Here is a 21,160-nt window from a genome sequence, read left to right as displayed (position 1 = left end):
TTGATCCTTAAACTGCAAACAGCACATGAGTGGGGGCTGGATTCTGCAGCCCAGTTTAAAGTCTTAAATCGCTGAGAGTAGGATCTAAAACGCCCTTGACGTCGAACAGTACGGAGTTTTCATTGCGAAGATAACCTCGAATTCCCTCAATCCCCATTGACATGAGATTATTGTGAGGGACCGCTAATATCACTGCATCGTAGCTGTTCCCTGATTCAAGATGGTTATGAACCTTGACACCATATTCAGCCCATGCGCTATCGCTGCTGACTTCGGGATCCAGAATGTCTGCGTCAATACTGTATTTTTTTAATTCTCTATAGATATCGATCACTTTTGTATTTCGAATGTCAGAACAGTTTTCCTTAAAGGTGAAGCCAATAATAAGCGTTCTGGCTGCTGAGATAGAAATGTCCCGATTGACCATTTTTTTTATCAGCTCGCTTACAAGGTAAACTGCCATCGTATCATTGATACGTCTACCGGACAGAATAACTTCAGGATAATAACCGACTTGTTCTGCTTTGAAGGTTAAATAGTAAGGATCTACGCCAATGCAGTGACCACCTACCAATCCAGGCTTGAACGGAATGAAGTTCCACTTGGTCGCCGCTGCATTCAAGACTTCATGCGTGTCGATCTCAAGCCTTGAGAAAATCATGGATAATTCGTTGATCAGGGCAATATTCAAATCTCGCTGCGTATTTTCAATGACTTTTGCTGCCTCCGCGACTTTTATCGATGAGGTCATATGGGTGCCTGCCTCAACAATGGTGGCGTATAGCGCATCCACTTTTATTGCTATCTCCGGAGTTGAACCTGAGGTGATCTTAACGATATCTTTGAGTTGACGCGTCTTATCGCCAGGATTGATGCGTTCCGGACTATAGCCGACAAAAAAGTCTTGATTGAGTCTGCCGTTGGAGTATTTTTCCAGTTCGGGAACGCACACTTCTTCTGTTAATCCAGGGTACACCGTGCTTTCATATATGACCAGACACTGATGTTTCATTATGCCGCCAATCATTTGCGAAGCGCTAATTAACGGTTTTAGATCTGGACGGTTTGCCTTATCAATAGGCGTGGGAACGGTAACGATGATGATATCCGCTTCGCCAAGTGAAGATGCTTCGTTAGTAAAACTGAGTCCTTTTGCGGCGAAAAGATCCTCTTTCGGTATTTCACGGGTATGATCAATCCCGTCCCGCAGTGAAGAGATCCTTTGTTTGCATATATCGTAACCCAATGTCTTATATTTTTTACCAAACTCAACGGCAAGTGGCAGTCCAACATATCCAAGTCCAACTACGGCGATAGAACCGAACTGTTCAGGATTCATTTTTCGTCACTCTGAAAGAGGCCTCGTTGCAGCGAGGCGCCGAATGATTTAGCTTTACTCCGGAATTTCATCAACTCCAGATCCAATTCGAAGATTTACATCAGCCAAGGTAGCTGAAAATAAACGTTAAGCGTCTCCGCGGGTTACCCTTGTGAGGCGTGGTTATCGAATGCATGCCATGGGAACAGTTTGGTCAGGTCCGCATCATGGTTCATGCCAATCCACCACTCATCACCTATCCGGCGGCTATATTTAAAGGCTGGCCAAGCGCTTTGGTAATGTTCACGCCAAGCGTCATGCAGGAAAACAATGCCGGTATCGCCGATTAATTTTTTGGCTTCAAGGATGCACCTGCGGCGTTTACGTCCGTCAATGATGGCGAGATCGCAGTGAAAGTTCCATTTTGTGGGCAGGGATACATAAGCGTCCATATTGACCTCCCGATCGGAAATTAGCTGGCTTTCAAACGGAGCTACCGAACCGTGATCAAATAATGCCACCACCCGTTCTGTCCCCCCGTTCCATGGGTGTGCAGGCGCGCCGGTCAGGTTATTACAATGGATGATACGCGTGCCGGGATCTGAGATAAATTCTTCAGCAATGGCGGACTCGAAATAGGATTGATTGTGTTCGAGTCCCAGCCACTGATGGGGAATACCGCTGTGATCAAGAAATCTGCCATACCAAAGCGTGGAACGCCCGCATCCCCATTCGATAACTCGCAATTGCGCATTCTGTTTTTGTTTACTGAGGCCGATAAGAAGCGATTCAAGTAAATCGGCGTCTCGTATGCTCATCCAGGCTTTAGAACTGACCTCATGTGAGGTCCAGTCTGTCGTTTTTTCCGGTACTGAATGGGAATAATCCATGGGGATTGGCTCCTTCTATTTGGTCGCTAAGACTCTGGGGTATATTCCGCTAATACGCGTTTCAGCATTTCACAGTGATGATTCCTGACTGGTTGTGAAAATATTAAATTATTTCACCACCTTCTTTCTGTTTCAAAAGACAATGTCCTAAGGACAAGTCCATTTTTAGCCTATAGCAGCAACTGTTAATCGACATTATCGAGATTTTACAGTTTGGTAACCTTTGCATAAAAATTTGTGATAAGTCAAATATAACTTATCAGTAAATTTAACTCCTGCCGTGATGGTGCAAAGGTGCTTCTGATTTTTTATTTTAATTTTTTGATTTTTATTGTTTTTTTTTGTTTTGTTTGGCTCGAATTTGGCGTTGAATTGGTTGTTAATTATAACTAATGATTATTAATTGGTGGGTGAACTATTTATCTCATGATTCATGATTTTTTTATATCATATTGATATATAGGTGTTAATTGTATACCGGTATCGGCGATGGGCTGGGGTCGCATTATTGTGAAGGTTTGATGAAAGATTCTTGTTATATTTTCCTTGTATAACTGTTCGATTTTGATTTATGTAAAAACTAATAATGTTTTTTGAAATTAGATGTTTCGACCGCTCTTCTGATTAAGATTTGAGTGTTATGCCTTTAAATGGCTTTATTTTGAGATTAAAGTTCATAATAAAATCAATCTAATCAATGGTTTTTGACAAGGGGATTGCTTGTTGGCGATTATGGGGGCGATGTTTTGATGTGATTCTTTATTGTATTGATTTTAAATTGTTTTTTTTAAATGTGGATGTTGGCAGTGTTGCGAAAAGTGTATTCTTTTTGTTTAAAAATTGTTGACTATCCATTTTTACTTATGTAATGGTACACGCACTTCTGACCTGGGATAGATTTTACAACGCTATGGCGAGCATGAGAAAAATAAAAGCCCGTGAGAGTGCCATACGCGCAGGTTAATAAAAATCATAACGTTAAAAAGTACTTCTTACTGCCTGACACTGATAAAGCTATACCGAACTATCGATCCAACTTACTACGTGTTTTTCATGTGAATGAGGATGAGTATGTACGTTATATCTGAAAGTGAAGTCGCTCGTACTATTAATGCATTTACCGCCGATAAATTCATGGATGCGCTGATCGATAACATCGAGAAAGGATTCCGGATATTTGACGCGACGGGAGCGCAACTCAGTGCGCGCGCAGGTTTTACCTCTGGCAGAAATCTTATCGAATGGATGCCCGTTCATGATGGTGAGAGTAATGTTACGCTCAAACTGGTGAGTTATTTCCCGGATAATCCCGTTAATCATCAGGCACCGACCATCGATGCCGTAATTGTCACCTTTGATTTTCAAACAGGTAAGCCTAAAGCGGTCGCCGGCGGCGCGCTTTTGACGGCAATGCGCACTGGCGCGGCCAGCGCGGTCGCGAGTCGTATTTTGGCAAAGCCGGATTCCAGGGTGCTAGGCCTCATCGGTTGCGGAGCGCAGGCGGTGACTCAGGCGCATGCATTGTCACGGATTTTCAAATTTGAAGAAATTCTTATTTATGATACTGACCCTTATGCCGAAGAAACTATCAATGAAAGGCTGGCGTTCCTTGACATAAAAATTTCTCCGGCCAATGTTCAGGAGATTGAAAAGCGCAGCGATATCATCTGTACCGCAACCACCAATCCCGTAGGGTCCGCTCCGGTGCTTTCAGGGGAACATTTAAAACGGGATGTGCATATTAACGCTGTCGGCGCTGATTTCCCTGGGAAAACGGAGCTTCCCGGCACACTGGTGAAAACCGCCTTTGTCGTTACTGACTTTTATGAGCAGGCGAAAGTGGAAGGGGAGTGCCAGGTCTTTTCCAGTGCAAAACCTGGCGCAGATGTTTGTATTGAACTTAAGGATCTCGCGGTTGATAGGGAGAATTATTACGGCCATCAGAACCGTCAAACGATTTTTGATTCGACCGGTGTGGCGCTGGAAGATGCGATTGCCGTTGACCTGCTTTGTGACATAGCGAAGAAATATGGAATAGGCAAAGTGTTAGGCGATGAGACGATAACATGCGCGCTTAATCCCTACTCGGAACTCCTGATTACGTCTGACTACGCGATGCGTTCTGCAACCAGGCAAAGAATGGACACACTGTCTTAACTTGAGAAGGGTTCTGAATATGTCTCATATATCCAAAAATATCTTTTTGGCGCTTTCTTTGCATGCCAACCAGACGTTTATGGAGTATAACGGAGCGCGTTACAGTTATCGCATGCTTGCTGTTAAAATGGCGGGTATCGCAGCAGCTGTCAATGCACTACCATATCGACCTGAAGCTCTGGTAATCTGTGTTCAGCACCCTTTTCTTCATTGCGCTGTAATGTTTTACAGTGCGGTTTCCGGCATACCTTATGTTCCTGTCGATAAGGGATTGCCTGAGCAGCGGATTTCATTGATGCTGAATGCTCTCAGCGGGAGGAAAGTCATCTGCGTTGATGGGAAAACAAAAAATATAATTCAGGATTCTATCGGGGAAATTTTAGATGTTGCTGGTTTAGACAGTGCGCACCCAATATTGAATGCTCATTCTCCCGCCCCTGATTCCTTGCAATATATCATTTTTACTTCGGGGTCTACCGGTGTGCCAAAAGGCGCTGCTATCTATAATGAAAGTTTTGACAATACGTTAAAATGGTATCGTCGGCTCATTGATCCACAGCCGGGTGATCGTTGCTTAATTGTCAGCTCATTATCTTTCGATTTGACGCAGAAAAACATTTTTATCGGTATGATGAGTGGCAGTGTGTTGCATTTTATTGATGGTTTGGTTTTTGATCCGCAGAATATTCGTGAGCAAGTCAATCGTCATTCATTTAAGTGGATAAATTGTGCGCCCAGTGCTTTCTCTTTGATTGTGGAGAATTTATCAAAAAATAGCCTTGCTTCAATACAGACCGTTGTCCTGGGGGGCGAAGCGATTAACTCGCAGACGCTGCTACAGTTGCGCAGTGATGGCGTTAACACGCGTTTCATTAACTCTTACGGCCCGACAGAGTGCGCGGATGTTGCATTTTGGCATGAAATAAGTGACGAGGATCTTACAAAGGGGCGAATACCGATAGGAAAACCGATCCCGGGAGTTTACTTCGAAGTTTCTTATGAGGATGCTCAGCGCAGGGCTGGGGAACTGATTCTTAAAGGCATCTGTGTAGGTGCGGGGTATATCAATAATGAAGGAGCCACGAAGAATTCCTTTCTTCGTTTAACTGCAGATGCTGGGTGTCAACGCGCTTATCGAACGGGAGACATTGTGACGGAAGAGGCCGATGGGACGCTGGCATTTGTTTCCAGAACAGATGATCAGATCAAGTATCGCGGCAACCGTATTGAGCTCGGAGAGATAGAGCGCACGTTTCGAGATATGTCGGAAATAAAAGAGGTTGTGGCAAAGTTAGTTAACCAAGATCTCGTTGTTTTTGTCGTTCTCAGCGATCATCGGCGCCAAGCCGATCCTCACTTCACCGCCTTTTTGAGGAAACAGGCCGGTTATACGCTCCCTGCTTATTCGATACCAACCCGGTTCGTTTTTTTATCGGCATTTCCATTGAATAATAGTGGCAAGATTGATCGCACTTCATTAACGACGCTGTTTCCCGCAGTTAGCCATACCGTGCAGGCGAAAACATTTTTCGACATGACCGTCGATGCGCTTAGAGGGATTGCGGGCGTCATCGGCGCAGGCTTGATGACTGCGGACGAGGGCGAAACCGTGCCTTCCCTGGATTCGCTGGAGATCGTCGCTTTCTCGGGCGTGCTCAGACAGGTGGCGGAGCCGCCGATAAAAGTTCGCGATATCATGACAACGCCATCGCTGGAGGCACTGGCCAGAACGTTAACATTTAAGCGTGGCGTTCATTCAATACGCTGCTATCCCATCGGAATGGATGTCAACAAGAGCGAGAATGGCAGCCGTGTACTCAGCGGTAAAAATGGAAAGATTGAAATTATCGCCGGGTATGAAATATCTAAAGAAGTTATCGAGAACGGCAGGGAGACATCGGCGTGTATAGAATTGCCAAGTGGAAGAGTACGTAAACGTATTGAGGTCGTTAACCCTACTTGCAAAGGAATTTATTTCGAATCTGTTTCCGAGGGGCGATCTGGCGCATATAACATTCCGCTGATTATACAATGTGAGACTTCGTTAGCCATCAATGCGACGCTTGAAAAATTTGTCGGTTTGCTGGATGAGCACGAAATTCTTAGATCAAACCTGTATTTTAACAATGGCCTATTGTCCTATAGCTTATGTCCGACGTTAACGGCAGAGAGGATAATGAAAACGCCGGCCCTTTTCCAGACGGTAACCGAGAAACAGGCAATTAAGGCGATCGATAAGCCATTTGATCTTGAAGATGGGTATCTTTTTCGCGTGTTGTTTATAAAGCGGAAGAGAGGAGGGAGTCTGCTATTTATTTTTCATCACATAATAATAGATGGCTTATCCTTAGGGCTTATACGGGAGCAGTTGCTTTCCCGTGTTGACAAACCCGTTATTTTTCCGCCTTGTACGTTAGAAGAGTATTACCAATACACGAAGCTCGCGTTCGAATATGACAAAAATGTGCTGGAAGAAAAGGCAAGTCAGTTGGCGTTGACCTTTACGGATACGGAGGAAACGCCATTGTCTGCTTCTTATCCAGAGTTTCAGCGTATTTTACGCGTTAAAGAAGAAAATGTTCTTCGGCTCAGAAAATGGTGCCGCCGGCATAACCTGTCTGTTACATCGTGGTTTTTCTCAATGGCGATTTTGCACTATCAGAGCGAAGCCGGACGTGCTGAGTTCAATGTGCTTTTCCCAAATGCGAACCGTAATGTCCAGCAGGTCAGTCAAGTGATCGGTTGTCTGGTTAATAGCTCGCTGATTACTGTCAGGCTGAACGGTATCTCTGCGTTTTCCGCGCTTTGCCGTTACGTGAGCGAAGAGCTTATTGCCGACATCCTCGATCACCCGAATATGCCGCTTTCCGCTTTTCTGGCCAGAGAAAACGTCAATATTGCGTTCCTTTTCACGGCGGTAAATTATCAACGCCCCTCGCTAACGCGTTCTCCCGGTGAGGTTTACAACCCCCGGCCGCGCGCGGAGTGTGGCATTGAAGTACAAGAGTACGATGATTGTATCGAGGTTATTTTTAATGGCTATGGCCATCCGCGAACGCTGAGTTTCATCGACTCGTTGATGAATGCGTTAAGTGACATTAAACCTTCGGATTTCCCTGTTTCGTTTGTTTGTCAGCCAACGGAAAATGCCGACGGCCTGATGCAGGAAAGTTCACCGAAAGCACTGTCCGGCACGGTTTGTCCGCCTGACAATAAGAAGGATGACGAATTTAACCGGCGTTTTGACTCCTTGTGCAAAAGCATTCTCGGCGTGGGCCAAGACTGGGCTATGCCGGATAGGGACACGCCTCTGTTCGAGTGCGGTTTGGATTCTCTCAGAGCTATTAACCTTGTAAGGCGAATTAACAGTGAATTTGATGTGCGTTACTCTTTAAGACAATTGTTTAAAGACAGAACCTTTGCCGATGTCGCAAGCAGTCTGGCGACCATGAAATATACCCATAAGCGTGACAATCGCATAGCACCGTCGGTTTACCGCATTTATCCTTCGCAGTCGGCGCTGTTGAAAAGGGATAATGTTATTCCTGGGGATAGGGAAAATATCATCTCGGTTGCGTTGATCTTTAATGAGAATGTTGATGTATTAGGTTTTACCTCGCATTTTAAAAATTTCTTGAATATCCATCCGGAACTGTTTATCGGCGAAGAAAATGCGCGCACGCAGGTTTGCGAAAATTTCACCGTTCAGCATCATGGCAAAGTTTACGTTGATGAAGACGATGCGGCCCTTATCCATGTGATTGACGCCTTAACGTGGGATGTCTTCGAACCTCATAAAGAGGTGCTTTTGCGGGCGCATACTTTCCGGCTGCGTGGAGGAGAACATCTTCTTTATTGTCTGTTCCATCACGCGGTCTGGGATGGCGGTTCGGCAAAATTATTTTTCTCCTTCATCGAACGTTCTTTGAACGAAGGTAATGCGTATTCATCTGTTTGTCGAAGTGAATCGCTGGGCCGGGATGGCATGTCGGCTCAGGAATCCGTTGCCTATTACAGGCACTACTTTAGAACCGTAGCAAAGGACGGGATTCATATCAGCAATTCATCGTTTGCGCGTCGTCATGGGAAATCCGTCTCTAAAGTGATCTCAGACACTTTCGATTTCACGCAAATCGATACGACATGTCGTAAGCGTGGGTATGCATTCTCACTGCGTTGTGCCTGGGAGATGTGGCGTCTGACGCGTGGACTTGGTTTTTGCGGTTTCAGCAATATGGTCGATAAACGACATGATTACGGTGCTGAGGGAAAAATGGCATACCTTGTTGAACCGCTGCCTTTTTTCGTGCAAGACAATGTTTCATTTGATGAGTTCGTAATGCTGCATTATTCGCACCTTAGTCATCTTTCTTGCTCATCTGACGACCTGATGTCAATCGCGGAGGAATGTGACATACAGGCTGAACTCAAAGAGCTGATTGAAGTGCGGTTTTATTTCCAAACTCATTGGAAAGATATTTGTCAGTCAGGAGATAAATGGAAAGAAAGCCGGATTGACAATCATATCCCGTGGGATGTCGTAAATAGCGGCCTTTCGGTGTATTTTAATATAAATAATGGGCGGTTGAGCTTGGAATGCCGTTTTAGTGATGATTTTGTCAATGAGATAATACTTGTTAAAGAAATTGACGCTTTAACGAGGCGTCTCTGTAATTTTCTTGGCGAGTCATTGGACGAGAATGTTATCTGCTGAATAGCGGCGAGGGATGTTTATGACTGGAGTCAAGAATCAAGCATCGTCGCTTGTCATTAAAGAAGGACGGGTGCTATCGCGTAATTGCTGTGCGTTGTATATGGTTAACAGCTTTGCCTATTTTATGGCGTGGCCGCTCTTGACCATTTTGATGGTGAAGCAATACGGCATGACTCATCTTGCTGTAGGGACAATATTCACGGCAGCCTTATTGCTTAATGCTACCGTGGCGCTTTTCAGCAGCGTCATTATCCGGAGAATAGGCGCCAGAAATAGTATTTTTAGCGGGCTTTTTCTGCAATGCATTGGCTTCATCATCATCGGGCTCGCCAACGTTCCGATGTGGGCGGTTATCGGACTGCTGGTTATTTCCACAGGTCGAGGCGCATTTGAAAGCCCAATGAAAACGTATCTTTCCGATAATATTTTAGACAAAGGGATGCTGTTCAAGACCTTTCAGTTGACCTATCTTTTTGTTAATGCAGGGGCGGCATGCGGCCCGCTGTTTTCAATGACGATAGGCCTTAAAAATATCAACGCAAACTTTTGGGTAGCTGGTGTGGTTTTTCTGGCTATGGCCATTTTTGTTATCCTTTTTTTTAACAATAACAAAGTCATTCACCCTGAGGATAAGGTTGTCAGAGAGTATAAACAGGCGATTAAGAATAAAATCTTCCTCTGCTTACTGGCGTCTGAAATTGTTCTGGCGTATGTCTTTATTCATTACGACACAACGTTCTATCAGTATATCACCGCGTTGAGTTTGAAAAAACCGGCCGAAATAATTTCATTCACCGTCATGATAAATAGCATCGTGGTAATTGTCACTCAGGCCATTTTTGTTTCTCTATTGTCTTCTATATCGAAAACCAAGCGTGTTTATATCGGCAGCACCTGCTTTGTCATTTCCGGTTCGCTGATCGGTTTTGCTGCACCACTTGCGGGTGAACACTTTGAGCTTCTGTTTTATTGCGCAGTGGTCTTTGTCGGTATCGGCGAAGCGGTGTTATTTCCGTTATCCGCTATTCTCGTTGATCGTATCGCTCCGGAGGGGGCTAAAGGCACTTATTATGCGTTAACCAATCTTTATCTTCTGGGATTTGCGGCTGGCCCTATTATCGGCGGTTGGGCGCTGACGCAAGGGTGGATGACGGTATTTTGGCTTTCAGACGCCGTATTTGTTCTATTGGCGGCTGGCTTGCTGTTGACGGCGATTCGCCACACGTCAGCAACCAGGTTTTCAGATAGCAACGATGTTCAATGTTATTCCGCGGGCGCGCAAAAGGAAGCTGACTGAATGGCTGCTTATTTTGCACGGAACGAGGGCATGAGGCTCAGAGGAAAAATGAAAAAGACGATTGTGATTTTTGGCGGTAGCTCGGGTACGGGGCTGGCGATAATCAAGGCGTTGAGCGGCGAATATCATACCGTTTGCGCATCGCGTACCGAACCTCCAGCCGAGGCAAAGGCCGATCAGTGGCTATCTTGTGATGTGCGGCGGTCGGAAGCGGTGAATAACGTTTTTAACACGCTGCAAGGCGAAATTCACGCCGTTATTAATTGCGCTGCCACCGGAGCCTATGCGCCATTTTCCCCTGAGTATCACGCCTACTGGCAAGAGATTGTCGATACCTGCGTCATGGGGGCGGTGAATGTCATGAGCGCTACTTGTAAATATGTTCCTCAGTGCGAGCATCTGCTCACCATAGGCTCCGTCGCCAGCCGCCGGCCCAGCCCTACGCCGGGAAATGATATCTACGCAGCGGCGAAAACGGCCGTTAGCCGTCTTCAAGAGGATTTTCGCTTGCGCCTGCGTCAAGAAGGAGCGGCGATGCGAGTGACCCTGTTGACGCCTGGCTATATTGAGGGAACCCGTTTTGGCGAGACTTTCTATCGCAGCAATCCCGAGATGCAGGAACCGCTGTTCGCCGCTTTTCAGTCCTTAGTCCCTGACGACATTGCCCAGGCTGTGTTGTGGTGCCTTTCACGGCCCTCCCATGTCGAAGTGTCTGAGTTAGTGATACGCCCCAGAGAGCAGGCTTGCTGATACCTCATTTAGAACGTCTCTGAACAGGAGTAAAGAACCATGACATCCAAGATCCTTATTGTCGGATACGGATTTGCAGGAAAAAGAATGCATACCGTGCTCAATTACTCAAATCAAAATCATAAAAATGCATTCAGGCAGATAGTGATTGCAGACCCCAAAATGACTGGGCAAGTCGATGGGGTGCTGGCGACTTATCACGATGTCGAACAGGCGCTTAAACATCATCGATTCGAGGCGGCAATTGTCACTGTCAATGAAGAGCATCATCACGGCGTTTTGAAGCGGCTCACCGAGGCCGACATTCCTCGGATCCTTTGTGAAAAACCACTGACCGCAACCTTGGATGAGGCAAAGGAGCTTGAACCGGCGTTGAGCGCCAAGATTTTCTCCATGAATCTTGTGGAGCGTTTCAGCCCCGTGTTTAAGGATTTTTTCGCGTGGCGAAATACTGTGGAAACACTGAAGCCTGCTCGCGTGCAGCTCTATTGGGGAAAAAACAGGGTAAGGGATTGCAGACCGACTATGGGCGTGCTCAGTGAAGCGATTCATCCTCTCGACCTGGCCTCTTTTGCTTTCGGCATTCGCGAGATCGACGTCATCGGCGGGTTTATGCATCACAGCAATTTCTCTAACCGTCCGCAAGATGCGATAGCCGACTCATTGCATTGCAAGCTTATCAGCGAAGACCGCTGCATTATTTCTGCGCATGCTTCCTTCACCTGGATGTCTCGCCGGCGTGAAATGTTCGCGCATTTGGTGGGAGCGAAAGACAGCTATATCGTTCATTTCACTTTCGATATGCCGCGTTGGGATTGCGATAGCGTCACCGTCAGCCGCATTGATCCCAAAGACGGTCACCGAACTACGGTTTTGCAAAAATCATATACAAATCAGGACTTCCCCGAACGGTTGGATCAACTGAGTAAAGTCTATCGATTCGTGACCTGCTCGCTTGACGATAAACCTACTCGTATGAATGAACCCGACAGTATCGTTGGATTGGAACAGGCGATGCGCCTGCAGACCTGGCTGGAACAAATACATTTGGCGTTGGAACCGCAAAGCAAAGGCCAAGCCGAAAAACTATTCGCATCCTGACAACGCGATGAAGGGGGAGTTATGCATCTCTGTGAGAATGAAGCAGCACAGATAGCGCACAGGACATTCGAACGTTGGTTTGAAGAGGAAAAAGGGCGGATTTCGGACGCGCTCGCCGATTATATCAGTATCGATACCACGTCGCCTAACGAGTGGCGAGCCAGACCTTTTCTAAAAAAATTGCTCGAACCGCTCGGCTTTGCGCTGACGGAGTTGACACTGCCGGATAGCTTTTGGTCGCATCCCGAACGTGCACCCGAGCCGGTTTCCAAGCTCTCTGCCCACTCTTCGCTGTTACGTGCCCACCGGCCGGGAAAACCCGGTGGAAGGCACATTATTGTCAATGCGCATGTGGATGTCGTGCCGCTGCAACCGGAGTTTAAAGATGGCATGACGGCCCGGGTTTTCGAGGACAGAATCGTTGGCCGCGGCGCGGTCGATACCAAAGGCAACCTCATCATGTTCGTTGAGGCGCTGCGTTGGCTTATCGCATCGGGCAACGATACCGATCATGCATTGACCCTCGATTTGGTCTCGGAAGAGGAAATTGGCGGTAACGGCGCATTAGCTTCCACGCTCAGCGGCTGCCCGGCAGATTGCTGTCTGGTTCTGGAGCCGACCGGCGGCGAAATCTTCAGAGGACACCGAGGTTGCGTGACGTTTGAGGTCGAGTTCACCGGGCATGCCCGTCATATGGGCGATGCGAAAGAAACGGAGTTTACGGCAATTGACGCCGCGACGGAGGCGGTTCGTCAGTTAAAAAATCTGGAGAAACGCCTCGACGGCGAAAAGGTTCTCGTACCTGCCTTCATCGATTGGGAGAGAGCCTTACAGATTAATGTGGGGGAAGTTAGAGGGGGAGATTGGTATGGCTCGACGCCTCGCTCCTGCAAAATATCCGGTAACTGCGGTTTCCTGCCCCATCAGGGGTTGGCGGGAACGCAGGAGAGGCTTAAACACTTTTTTTCAACGCTTGTCGAAAATATGCCCGGCATAGGGTTTTCATTAACCTGGCCGGCATTGCGCAACGAATCCTGCCTGATCCCTATGGACAACCCATTTATCACTGCACTTGCCGCGCTCACCGGGCATAAAGCGCCGTTTCGCGCCTGGAATGTGAGCTGCGATGGGCGGCATTACGCCCGATTAATGGGGGTACCGACGGTGATTTATGGCTGTGGAAGCCTGAAGGAGGCGCATGCGGTAAACGAAACGCTTCATTTTCATGAGATTAAAGAAGGCATTGCGCTGACTGCAAAAATTTTGACTGACGCCCTAGGAGGAAAGTGATGGGCCATACAGCATTTCGACCTGGCATGGATAATCGCGGCATCGGCCATTGCGCATATACCGATCCGCGTCCGGTGTTCCGGTTATTTGAAGATTGCGCTGCGCGCAATCCGGAGGCTGATGCGCTGATCCACAATGGCCGTCATGTCAGCTATGCGGCTCTGGATGACAAAGCGAATGGTTACGCTTGGGCGATACAGCAAGCCGGCCTGAGCCGCGGCGATATCGTTCTTCTCGCGCTTCCCCGGGGTGAGGCATTGATCGCTGCGCTTATCGGTGCACAGAAAGCGGGGGTGGTTTATCTCCCGATCGATCCGGAATTTCCCGCTGCACGAGTCGACTATATGGCGCAAGACGCCAACGCTCAAGCGGTCATTACCTGCCGCGAAAATGCCGCTTCATGGCAGGAAAAAGTGCCACAAATCATCTTTCAGGAAGATATCGAGGCGACTCCGGCGCGAGTGGAGGTGGATGTTGACTGGCTCGAGCCGATGTATGTCATTTATACCTCGGGCACGACCGGTAAACCGAAAGGGATCATGCAGAGCCATCAAACCGTCAGCAACTTGGTGCAATGGCATAACCAGGCTTCGGGCATCGATTGCACTGGACGCGTGCTGCAGTTCGCCTCTTTTGGATTTGATGTCTATCTTCAGGAACTATTCCCGGCGCTGACGACCGGAGGCACCGTCGTTTTGATCGATGAACAGGATCGCATCGATCCTGCGGCGGTGGCCAAATGCATCACCGATAGCGCAATTTCAACCCTGTTTCTACCCGTCTCAGTTCTTTCTGCGCTGTTTGAGGATCCTTCGACGCTACCCGAGACTCTGGCCCATATCGTGACGGCGGGTGAGCCGCTGGTGATCACCGGGAAACTGCGCGAAGAGCTGAACAAACGGCCCAATCTGGTCATCTGGAATCACTACGGCGTGTCTGAATCACACGTCGTGACGCAAGCTGGATACTCCGCCGCAACGCATTTGCCGGAAAACCCGAATCTTGGCCGCCCGATCGATAATGTCGTCCTCTCGATTCTCAACGATGATGGCGTGCCGGCAAAAGACAATGAGCCGGGAGAGATTTGGATTAGCGGCGCCTGTCTGGCGCAGGGATATATCAACATGCCGGAAAAAACGGCGGCGCTTTTCCGGGAATGTGGCGGTGTAATGTGGTATCGGACGGGGGATTACGGCTACTTCTTGCCAAGCGGCGAGATCGTTTTCACAGGCCGCAAAGATGATCAGGTGAAAATTTCAGGGCATCTTGTCGTGCTGAGCGAAGTCGAGTCGGCGCTCTTGCAACATCCCGCCGTTTCGTCCTGCGCTTGTACCGTTCAGGTTGGGGCCGCCGATGGCGTCATCCTCGCGCACTGCACGCTGCGAGAAAACGTTGATGCCGGCGCGTTGAGGGATTTTGTCTCCGCGCTTTTACCCTCCTGGTCCGTGCCGGGCAGAATCGTTTTCCATGAAAAGCTGCCTATCGGCGCAACGGGCAAGGTTGACCGACGAGCCCTGGCCGCACCAGAATACTTGGACAGAAATCAGATGGGTGTGCCGTTCGAGCCAGCCAGCGATGTTTTGGGCGGCATCATACTCGATACGTTGGAGACCGTGCTGAATCTGCGCGGGATTGGCATGCAGGATACCTTCGCACTCCTGGGGCTAAGTTCGCTCAATATGATTAGAACTGCCACGCTATTGAGCCAAAAAATCGAGCGGACGATCAGTCCGATAGCGTTCTTCGAATGTGCGGATCCCGCCGGATTGAGAGATGTGTTGGCCGCTAAGCCTGAAAAAGGCGCTTCGACGGCGGTGGAACGTAGGGCGACGAATAAGATCGCCATTATCGGCATGTCGGGGTTGTTCCCGGGGGCTGACGATATTGCAACGCTCTGGGAGGCTATGCTGGCGGGCAACAACATGCTGAGCCGTCTGGAGGAAGAGGGAGATGCGTTGCCGGAGGCTGCACTCCTGCCGAAGAAGCGAGGCAAAAACCGTTTTATCGGGCGCATAGAAGGCATGGGTAGTTTCGACCCGTCGCTGTTTGGCCTCTCTGCTCGTGATGCTTTATGGATGGATCCGCAACAGCGCAAGTTTCTTGAACAATCATGGCGCTGTTTTGAAGATGCGGGTATTGATCCTCGGAGTATCCAAGGGCGAGTCGGGGTCTTTGCCGGCAGTGCCGAGAGCACTTATTTATTTTATCTTCAGCCCCGTATACGCAGCAGCCTGGACTATCTGAACGCGGTAATCAGCGCAGATAAAGATTTTCTCGCCACTCGCGTGGCGTGGCATCTGAACCTGCATGGACCGGCGATGAACGTACAGAGCGCATGTTCCACCGGGCTTCTTGCTGTTCACGAGGCCTGTCAGGCAATTCGGAGTGGTGAATGTGATATGGCGCTGGCGGGAGCTTCTTCTTTGATGATCCCGCAGGAGAGGCATATTCCTTACGAGCCTAATACGATCTTTTCTGAAGATGGATTGACGAGGCCGTTCGATGAACGCCGCGATGGTACCACTATGACCAATGCCGTTGCCGCACTGTTGCTTAAACCGCTGGACGCGGCGCAGCGTGATGGCGATCCGATCTATGCGGTCATCAGCGGTACCGGCGTTAGCAATGATGGGCATCGAAAGGCCAGTTTTTCTGCCCCCAGCGTGACCGGGCAAGTTGAGGCGATCAGGGGGGCGTTAGCGAATGCAGGCGTGACGCCCGCGGATATTTCTTTCATCGAGACGCACGGTACGGCGACAAAACTGGGCGATCAGATTGAGCTTGCGGCATTGAGTCAGGTATTTGACGTCCCCGACCGTCAGGACCAATGTATCCTGTCATCCGTCAAAGCGAATCTTGGGCATGCGAACCGTGCAGCCGGAACTGTTGGGTTGATTGCCGCAGTTCTTTCATTGTCTCATCGAACGGTGCCGGGATTGGCGCATTTTGTTCGGGCCGACGAGGCGTTGGCATTGGATCGTTCGCCTTTTCGCATCGCGCAGCGGCCGGAACGCCTGCCGGAAAAGGGAACATTATACGCTGGGGTCAGTTCTTTCGGGATTGGCGGTACTAATGTGCATCTCGTTATTGAATCTGCGCCGGCGTACCCCGAGATGGGCGAAACGGCACAGACGGAATTGCTGTTGCTTTCAGCGTCGACTGCCGAGAAATTGGACGCGCTTAAACGTTCGCTTGTTCATGAATTAAGAAAACGGCCTTATTCCCTTTCTCAGGTTGTCAACACGTTGAACATCGGCAGGCCGGCTTTTAAGCACCGAGCTGCATTTGTCGCCGATAGTTCGGCCGATTTATGCGCGCGTCTTGACGGCGATCTTTACGCCGCGCAGGGCGATGAGAGCAAACGCACGAAATCAATCTGGCTCTTTACCGACGCGCCATTACCCTACTTAGGGGCCGGCAAAGCGTTTTATGACCGAAATCCCACCTTCCGCCAGGTCATCGACAGCACCATTGCCGCTATGGATGAGAACGAGAGCGGCAAGGTGTTCAGCGAGTGGTTCGGCGACGCGCCTTCAGCTGTTGAGTATAAGCAGAGCGCGGTTTGGCGGCCGTTGAGTTTTATAGTTCAGGTGGCGGCGGCGCGCGCACTGATGGCTCTGGGCGTACAGCCGGACGCGATTGTCGGCGGGCGCGAGAGCGCATTGGCCTATCTGGTTTTGTCACAGGTCTGCACGCTCGAAGCGGCGCTGACATTGATGGTCCGGCTGAGTGAGGCGGGCGAGACACAAGAGATCGGCGCGCTCATCGAGGATTTCAGCGCTGTGCTTGATCCCGCCGATGCCAAATTAGATTTCCACTTCCTGCCATCGTCCACGGGCCAGTCCCTGTCGGTGAACGCGCTCTGCGAGAAAGAAACGCTATGCGCAACGTTGAACCGGGAGAGTGCAGACACCGGCGGGTTGTGTCCGCCCCCGGCGGTTGAAAAGGAGGAGATCGTCATCTTGGGCGGCGCTTCTTTGAGTGCAGCTGTTCCGCCGCTTGGGCCGGAAAAACGTGAGGGATTTCTCTTCTCGGCAACGGCGGGTGATGAAATGGCCTCTTTTGCCCGCCTCATCGGCAAGCATTGGTGTTCCGGCGGACATGTGGAACGCGCCAAACTGGTGGCGAAATGGGCGCTGCGCATCAACGGTTTGCCTGGCACCGTCTTCGAGAAGCACGAGTACATGTTGCCCCTTGAATGCCCGACGAGTGCACAGGCTCAGCCTACGCCTGCCGTTTTGCCACTGGCTCAGCAGCTCTGGCACAGAGAGTTGAGGAGCGAACCGCCCGCACGTTTATTCGACTGGGCGGCGCTTGCTCAGCGCTCGCCAGCCTGGAGTGTTGTCGGCAACGATCGCCAGAGCAAAGCGCTGGCCGAGCGAATGCGGCGGGCGGGGCTCGTCATTCATTACGTCGAGCCACAAAACCTGGTTAACGGACTGCCTGCCGGTTCGGTCATCATCAGCGCGACGGATGAGACGGCGGAGCAGCGATTATTGCTCGTTGCCCGGTGTTTGAAGGCCATGAAATCAGTGAGAGAGGCGGAGCTACTCATCGTCCGCCATGAAGATACGACATCGCCCAATTTTATTCCCGACGCCGCGTTAGCTACAGCCGCCGCCGTCGCGGCGATTGAATATCCCGGTATCAAATGTCGTTTCGTGACTTTTGATGCCGTGGCCTCGCTTGATGTGATGGATGTTCAACTGGCAACAGAAATGGGGGGGCTTGCCGAGAGACCGCAAGCATCGACGATTGTATGGCGCGAGGGTGGGCGTTTTGCAGAAACCTATTCCGCTCGCGCGGCCTTTGCCATAAATATGCCTAATCTCGATAAAAACAGCGTGATTTTCATTACAGGCGGCACAGGGAATGTTGGGCAGGTTATCTCTGACATGCTGGCGGTGAAACTGCGGTGTCGTTTGGTGTTAACCGGTCGCAGGCCGGTGGCGGAGCCGGGCGTCCAGTCGCAACTGAGATCGCTTCAGGAGCAAGGGAGTGAGGCGATCTATATACCATGCGATGTGAATGACGAGCAACAGGTCTATCAGGCGCTCGATCTGACCGTCAAGAAATTCGGCAGGCTTGATTTGGTGTTCCATCTTGCCGCGTCAATCAATGAAGAGCGTTTCCTTTGTTTCCTCGCAGATCTTTCCGAAGACAAACTGCAAGAGCAAATTGATCCAAAAATCAGAGGGATGTACGCGCTGGACAACGGGCTGAAAGCATTAGCGTTGGCGCCGGAACGGATCGCGTTCTCTTCCATTTCGGTCACGTTGGGCGGCGCAGGCTATGCGCCATACACCCTCGCGAATAGACTGATGTTGCGCGAAGGGCTCGCGGCAGGGTGGCGTCTTATCCATTGGGATGTGTTTGAGAAAACGGCGCAGTCAGGGGGCGACGGCCGCATTGCTCTCGGCTCCAGCCTGAAAGGCGCAGGCCTGACGGGGGAGGATGCCTGGCATGCTCTGACGCACGTTTTGGCAACCTCGGCAAGAGAAACCGCCGTATTCAAGTTTTCGCCGTTTAACCGGCCAACCAGCGCCAGAAAGAAAGTCGCGACGCTTGAGCCGCATTCGGCGCAAGAGAGCGACGCATTGAGAGAGCGTCTGAGCCGGCTATGGGCAGATAATCTCGAACTGGATGCGCTGCCTGAGCATGCGGATTTCCTCGCGCTGGGCGGTGATTCAATGGCGGCTATCGGCATCACGATGGACATTCGCAGCAGTTTGGCTATCGAGGTCCCGCCCGAGCTACTGCTCAACAATACTGAATTTGATGCGTTTGCCCACAGCATCGCTGAACTTGTACGGCAGGCGAACGGTGGCGCATCGCATGAGGATGCGCTGGATAAATCGATACGCCTTATTTGGGAGGAGCAGTTGGAGCAAGAGCATCTTGCCGCAGACACGGATTTTCTCTCGGCGGGCGGTGACTCGGTATCGGCGATCGGTGTGGCGCTCGATATTCGGCATCAGTTGGGCATCGACATCGATCCCGATCTGCTATTGCGACATCCTCGCTTGGACACATTTTGCCGGGCAGTCAGGGATATTGCTGAACAGCGCGTTGCAGACGCGGACAGCGGCTTGGCCGAAGTGATTCGGAAAATATGGGAGGATAATCTGGAGGTGCGGATTACGGACCGTAAAGCGGATTTTCTTGCGGCGGGGGGCGACTCCGTGTCTGCGATTGGCGTGACGATGGATATACGAGAGAAGCTTGGTATAGATGTCACGCCTGATGTCTTGCTACAGCATACAGGGTTGGATGTCTTTATCGATAAAGTGGCCGCATTGACCGCACTGTCCTCGCCTGAACCACAACGCCCGATGGCTCAAAAGCCGTTGTCGTATCGCGCGTCTCCTTTGCAGACTCGATGGTTCTATATGCATAGGGAAGGTTATGGGAATCTGATCATGCCCGCCAGCCTTAAGGGCGATATCAATGTGGCCGCCTTGCGCGAAGCCATTGATGGTGCGATTGGCGACTTTGACGCTTTACGCACAGTGTATCATGAAGAAAGTACGGGCATTATTCGGGCGGATGTTCTTTCCAGAGAAAAACTGATGCCCACGCAGATCTTGCCGGAAGAGGCCCAGGCATCGGGGCAACTCGACGACCTGATTAATGCATTGCAGGCTTCGCCGTTGCCTCTTACAGCGCCGCCGATAAGAAGCTGGATCCTGCGAACATCGGCAACCAGCGTGTTGATCATTATTCATACCCATCATATTTGCTTTGATGGATGGACCACGGCGCTGCTTTCGGATGCCATTCGCTCTTATTATGAAGACAATATAGGGCCGTCGGACATTAAGCCCTATAGCCTGGCGGCAGCGGAGGCGTACTCGTGGCTGGAGGGCGCCCAGGGCAGAGAACAATTGGCGCGTTTTCGCTCGTTGTTCAAAGGGGCGCCGTTGCCCGTCAGACCTAGGCCGGACCGTAACGGGAGCGGCGCTGAACGCGCTGCACACAAGGTGAGCAGCACGCTGTCACCCCAAACGGTCGAGAGGATGCGTGGCAAAGCCGCGGCCAACGGCGTGACGTTGTTTACTGCCATGATGGCCGCTTTCGCTCGGTTGTTATCCGAGTTTTCAGGTGAATATGATCTGATCTTCGGTACGACCAGCAGTGGCAGAATGGCTTCGGGGGCAGATCGTACCGTGGGCGTGTTTGTCAATCCTCTGCCGGTAAGAATGAAATTGGATGCGGATAATATGCAACGCAGCGCTTTAAAGGCGGCGCGTGAGGCGACATTCATGGTGCAGGCGGGGATGCGTTTTCCGATTACCGAGTTGGTGGCGCATGTTGACCCCTTCACTCAGCGAGGTCTTAATGACGCGTTTATGTCTTATTTCCTCTATCAGAACTTTAAAAAGCCGTCGAAATGGAAAGGTATTGAATATGAAATAGGTGAGCCGGAAGACAACACGGAAAATTCAGACTTGATGCCTTTCGTGAGCAAAGAGGAAATATTGATGCGTCATCTTGAGCTGATCGTCTTTGAGCGCGACGACGGTAGCCTTTCCCTCAATCTTTGGGGACGAAAGAGTCTGTATTCACCAGATTGGCTGCAGGCCATACTGGAACGGTACAGGTGGCTTGCTGACGAGTAATATGTTAGCTTGAAACATTATATA

The 21,160-nt window shown here is 50.0% G+C and carries 9 protein-coding genes; 7 read left to right on the top strand and 2 right to left on the bottom strand.

Translation table 11 applies throughout. The features are described 5' to 3' along the window. Positions 1–55: 55 nt before the first annotated feature. Positions 56–1,339, bottom strand: coding sequence for a nucleotide sugar dehydrogenase (locus tag AC6BYQ_RS12745; RefSeq protein ID WP_498056965.1), 1,284 nt, complete (start codon positions 1,337–1,339; stop codon positions 56–58). 143 nt (positions 1,340–1,482) lie between these two features. Next, positions 1,483–2,208, bottom strand: a complete 726-nt coding sequence (locus AC6BYQ_RS12740; RefSeq protein ID WP_498056964.1) for a hypothetical protein — start codon at positions 2,206–2,208, stop codon at positions 1,483–1,485. Positions 2,209–3,279: 1,071 nt separating this feature from the next. Here AC6BYQ_RS12740 and AC6BYQ_RS12735 point away from each other — a divergent pair. Genes AC6BYQ_RS12735 through AC6BYQ_RS12705 form a run of 7 tightly spaced genes read left to right on the top strand, consistent with a single transcriptional unit; the run spans position 3,280 to position 21,136 of the window. Then, positions 3,280–4,365, top strand: a complete 1,086-nt coding sequence (locus tag AC6BYQ_RS12735; protein WP_498056963.1) for an ornithine cyclodeaminase family protein — start codon at positions 3,280–3,282, stop codon at positions 4,363–4,365. A gap of 19 nt (positions 4,366–4,384) precedes the next feature. Then, positions 4,385–9,079: an AMP-binding protein gene (locus AC6BYQ_RS12730; RefSeq protein ID WP_498056962.1), complete on the top strand. Its 4,695-nt coding sequence runs from the start codon at positions 4,385–4,387 to the stop codon at positions 9,077–9,079. Between the two features lie 19 nt (positions 9,080–9,098). Next, positions 9,099–10,376: an MFS transporter gene (locus AC6BYQ_RS12725; protein ID WP_498056961.1), complete on the top strand. Its 1,278-nt coding sequence runs from the start codon at positions 9,099–9,101 to the stop codon at positions 10,374–10,376. After that, positions 10,377–11,126: an SDR family oxidoreductase gene (locus AC6BYQ_RS12720; protein WP_498056960.1), complete on the top strand. Its 750-nt coding sequence runs from the start codon at positions 10,377–10,379 to the stop codon at positions 11,124–11,126. Between the two features lie 39 nt (positions 11,127–11,165). Next, the gene (locus AC6BYQ_RS12715; protein WP_498056959.1) at positions 11,166–12,227 is read left to right on the top strand and encodes a Gfo/Idh/MocA family oxidoreductase; all 1,062 of its coding nucleotides are present in this window, start codon (positions 11,166–11,168) and stop codon (positions 12,225–12,227) included. Between the two features lie 21 nt (positions 12,228–12,248). After that, the gene (locus AC6BYQ_RS12710; RefSeq protein WP_498056958.1) at positions 12,249–13,517 is read left to right on the top strand and encodes a M20 family metallopeptidase; all 1,269 of its coding nucleotides are present in this window, start codon (positions 12,249–12,251) and stop codon (positions 13,515–13,517) included. Continuing rightward, positions 13,517–21,136, top strand: a complete 7,620-nt coding sequence (locus tag AC6BYQ_RS12705) for an amino acid adenylation domain-containing protein (protein ID WP_498056957.1) — start codon at positions 13,517–13,519, stop codon at positions 21,134–21,136. Before AC6BYQ_RS12710 ends, AC6BYQ_RS12705 begins: the two co-directional genes overlap by 1 nt. Positions 21,137–21,160 lie beyond the last annotated feature (24 nt).

The sequence above is a fragment of the Serratia sp. LTN-2 genome, assembly GCF_059740205.1.
This window is presented reverse-complemented; position numbering and strand designations above follow the sequence as displayed.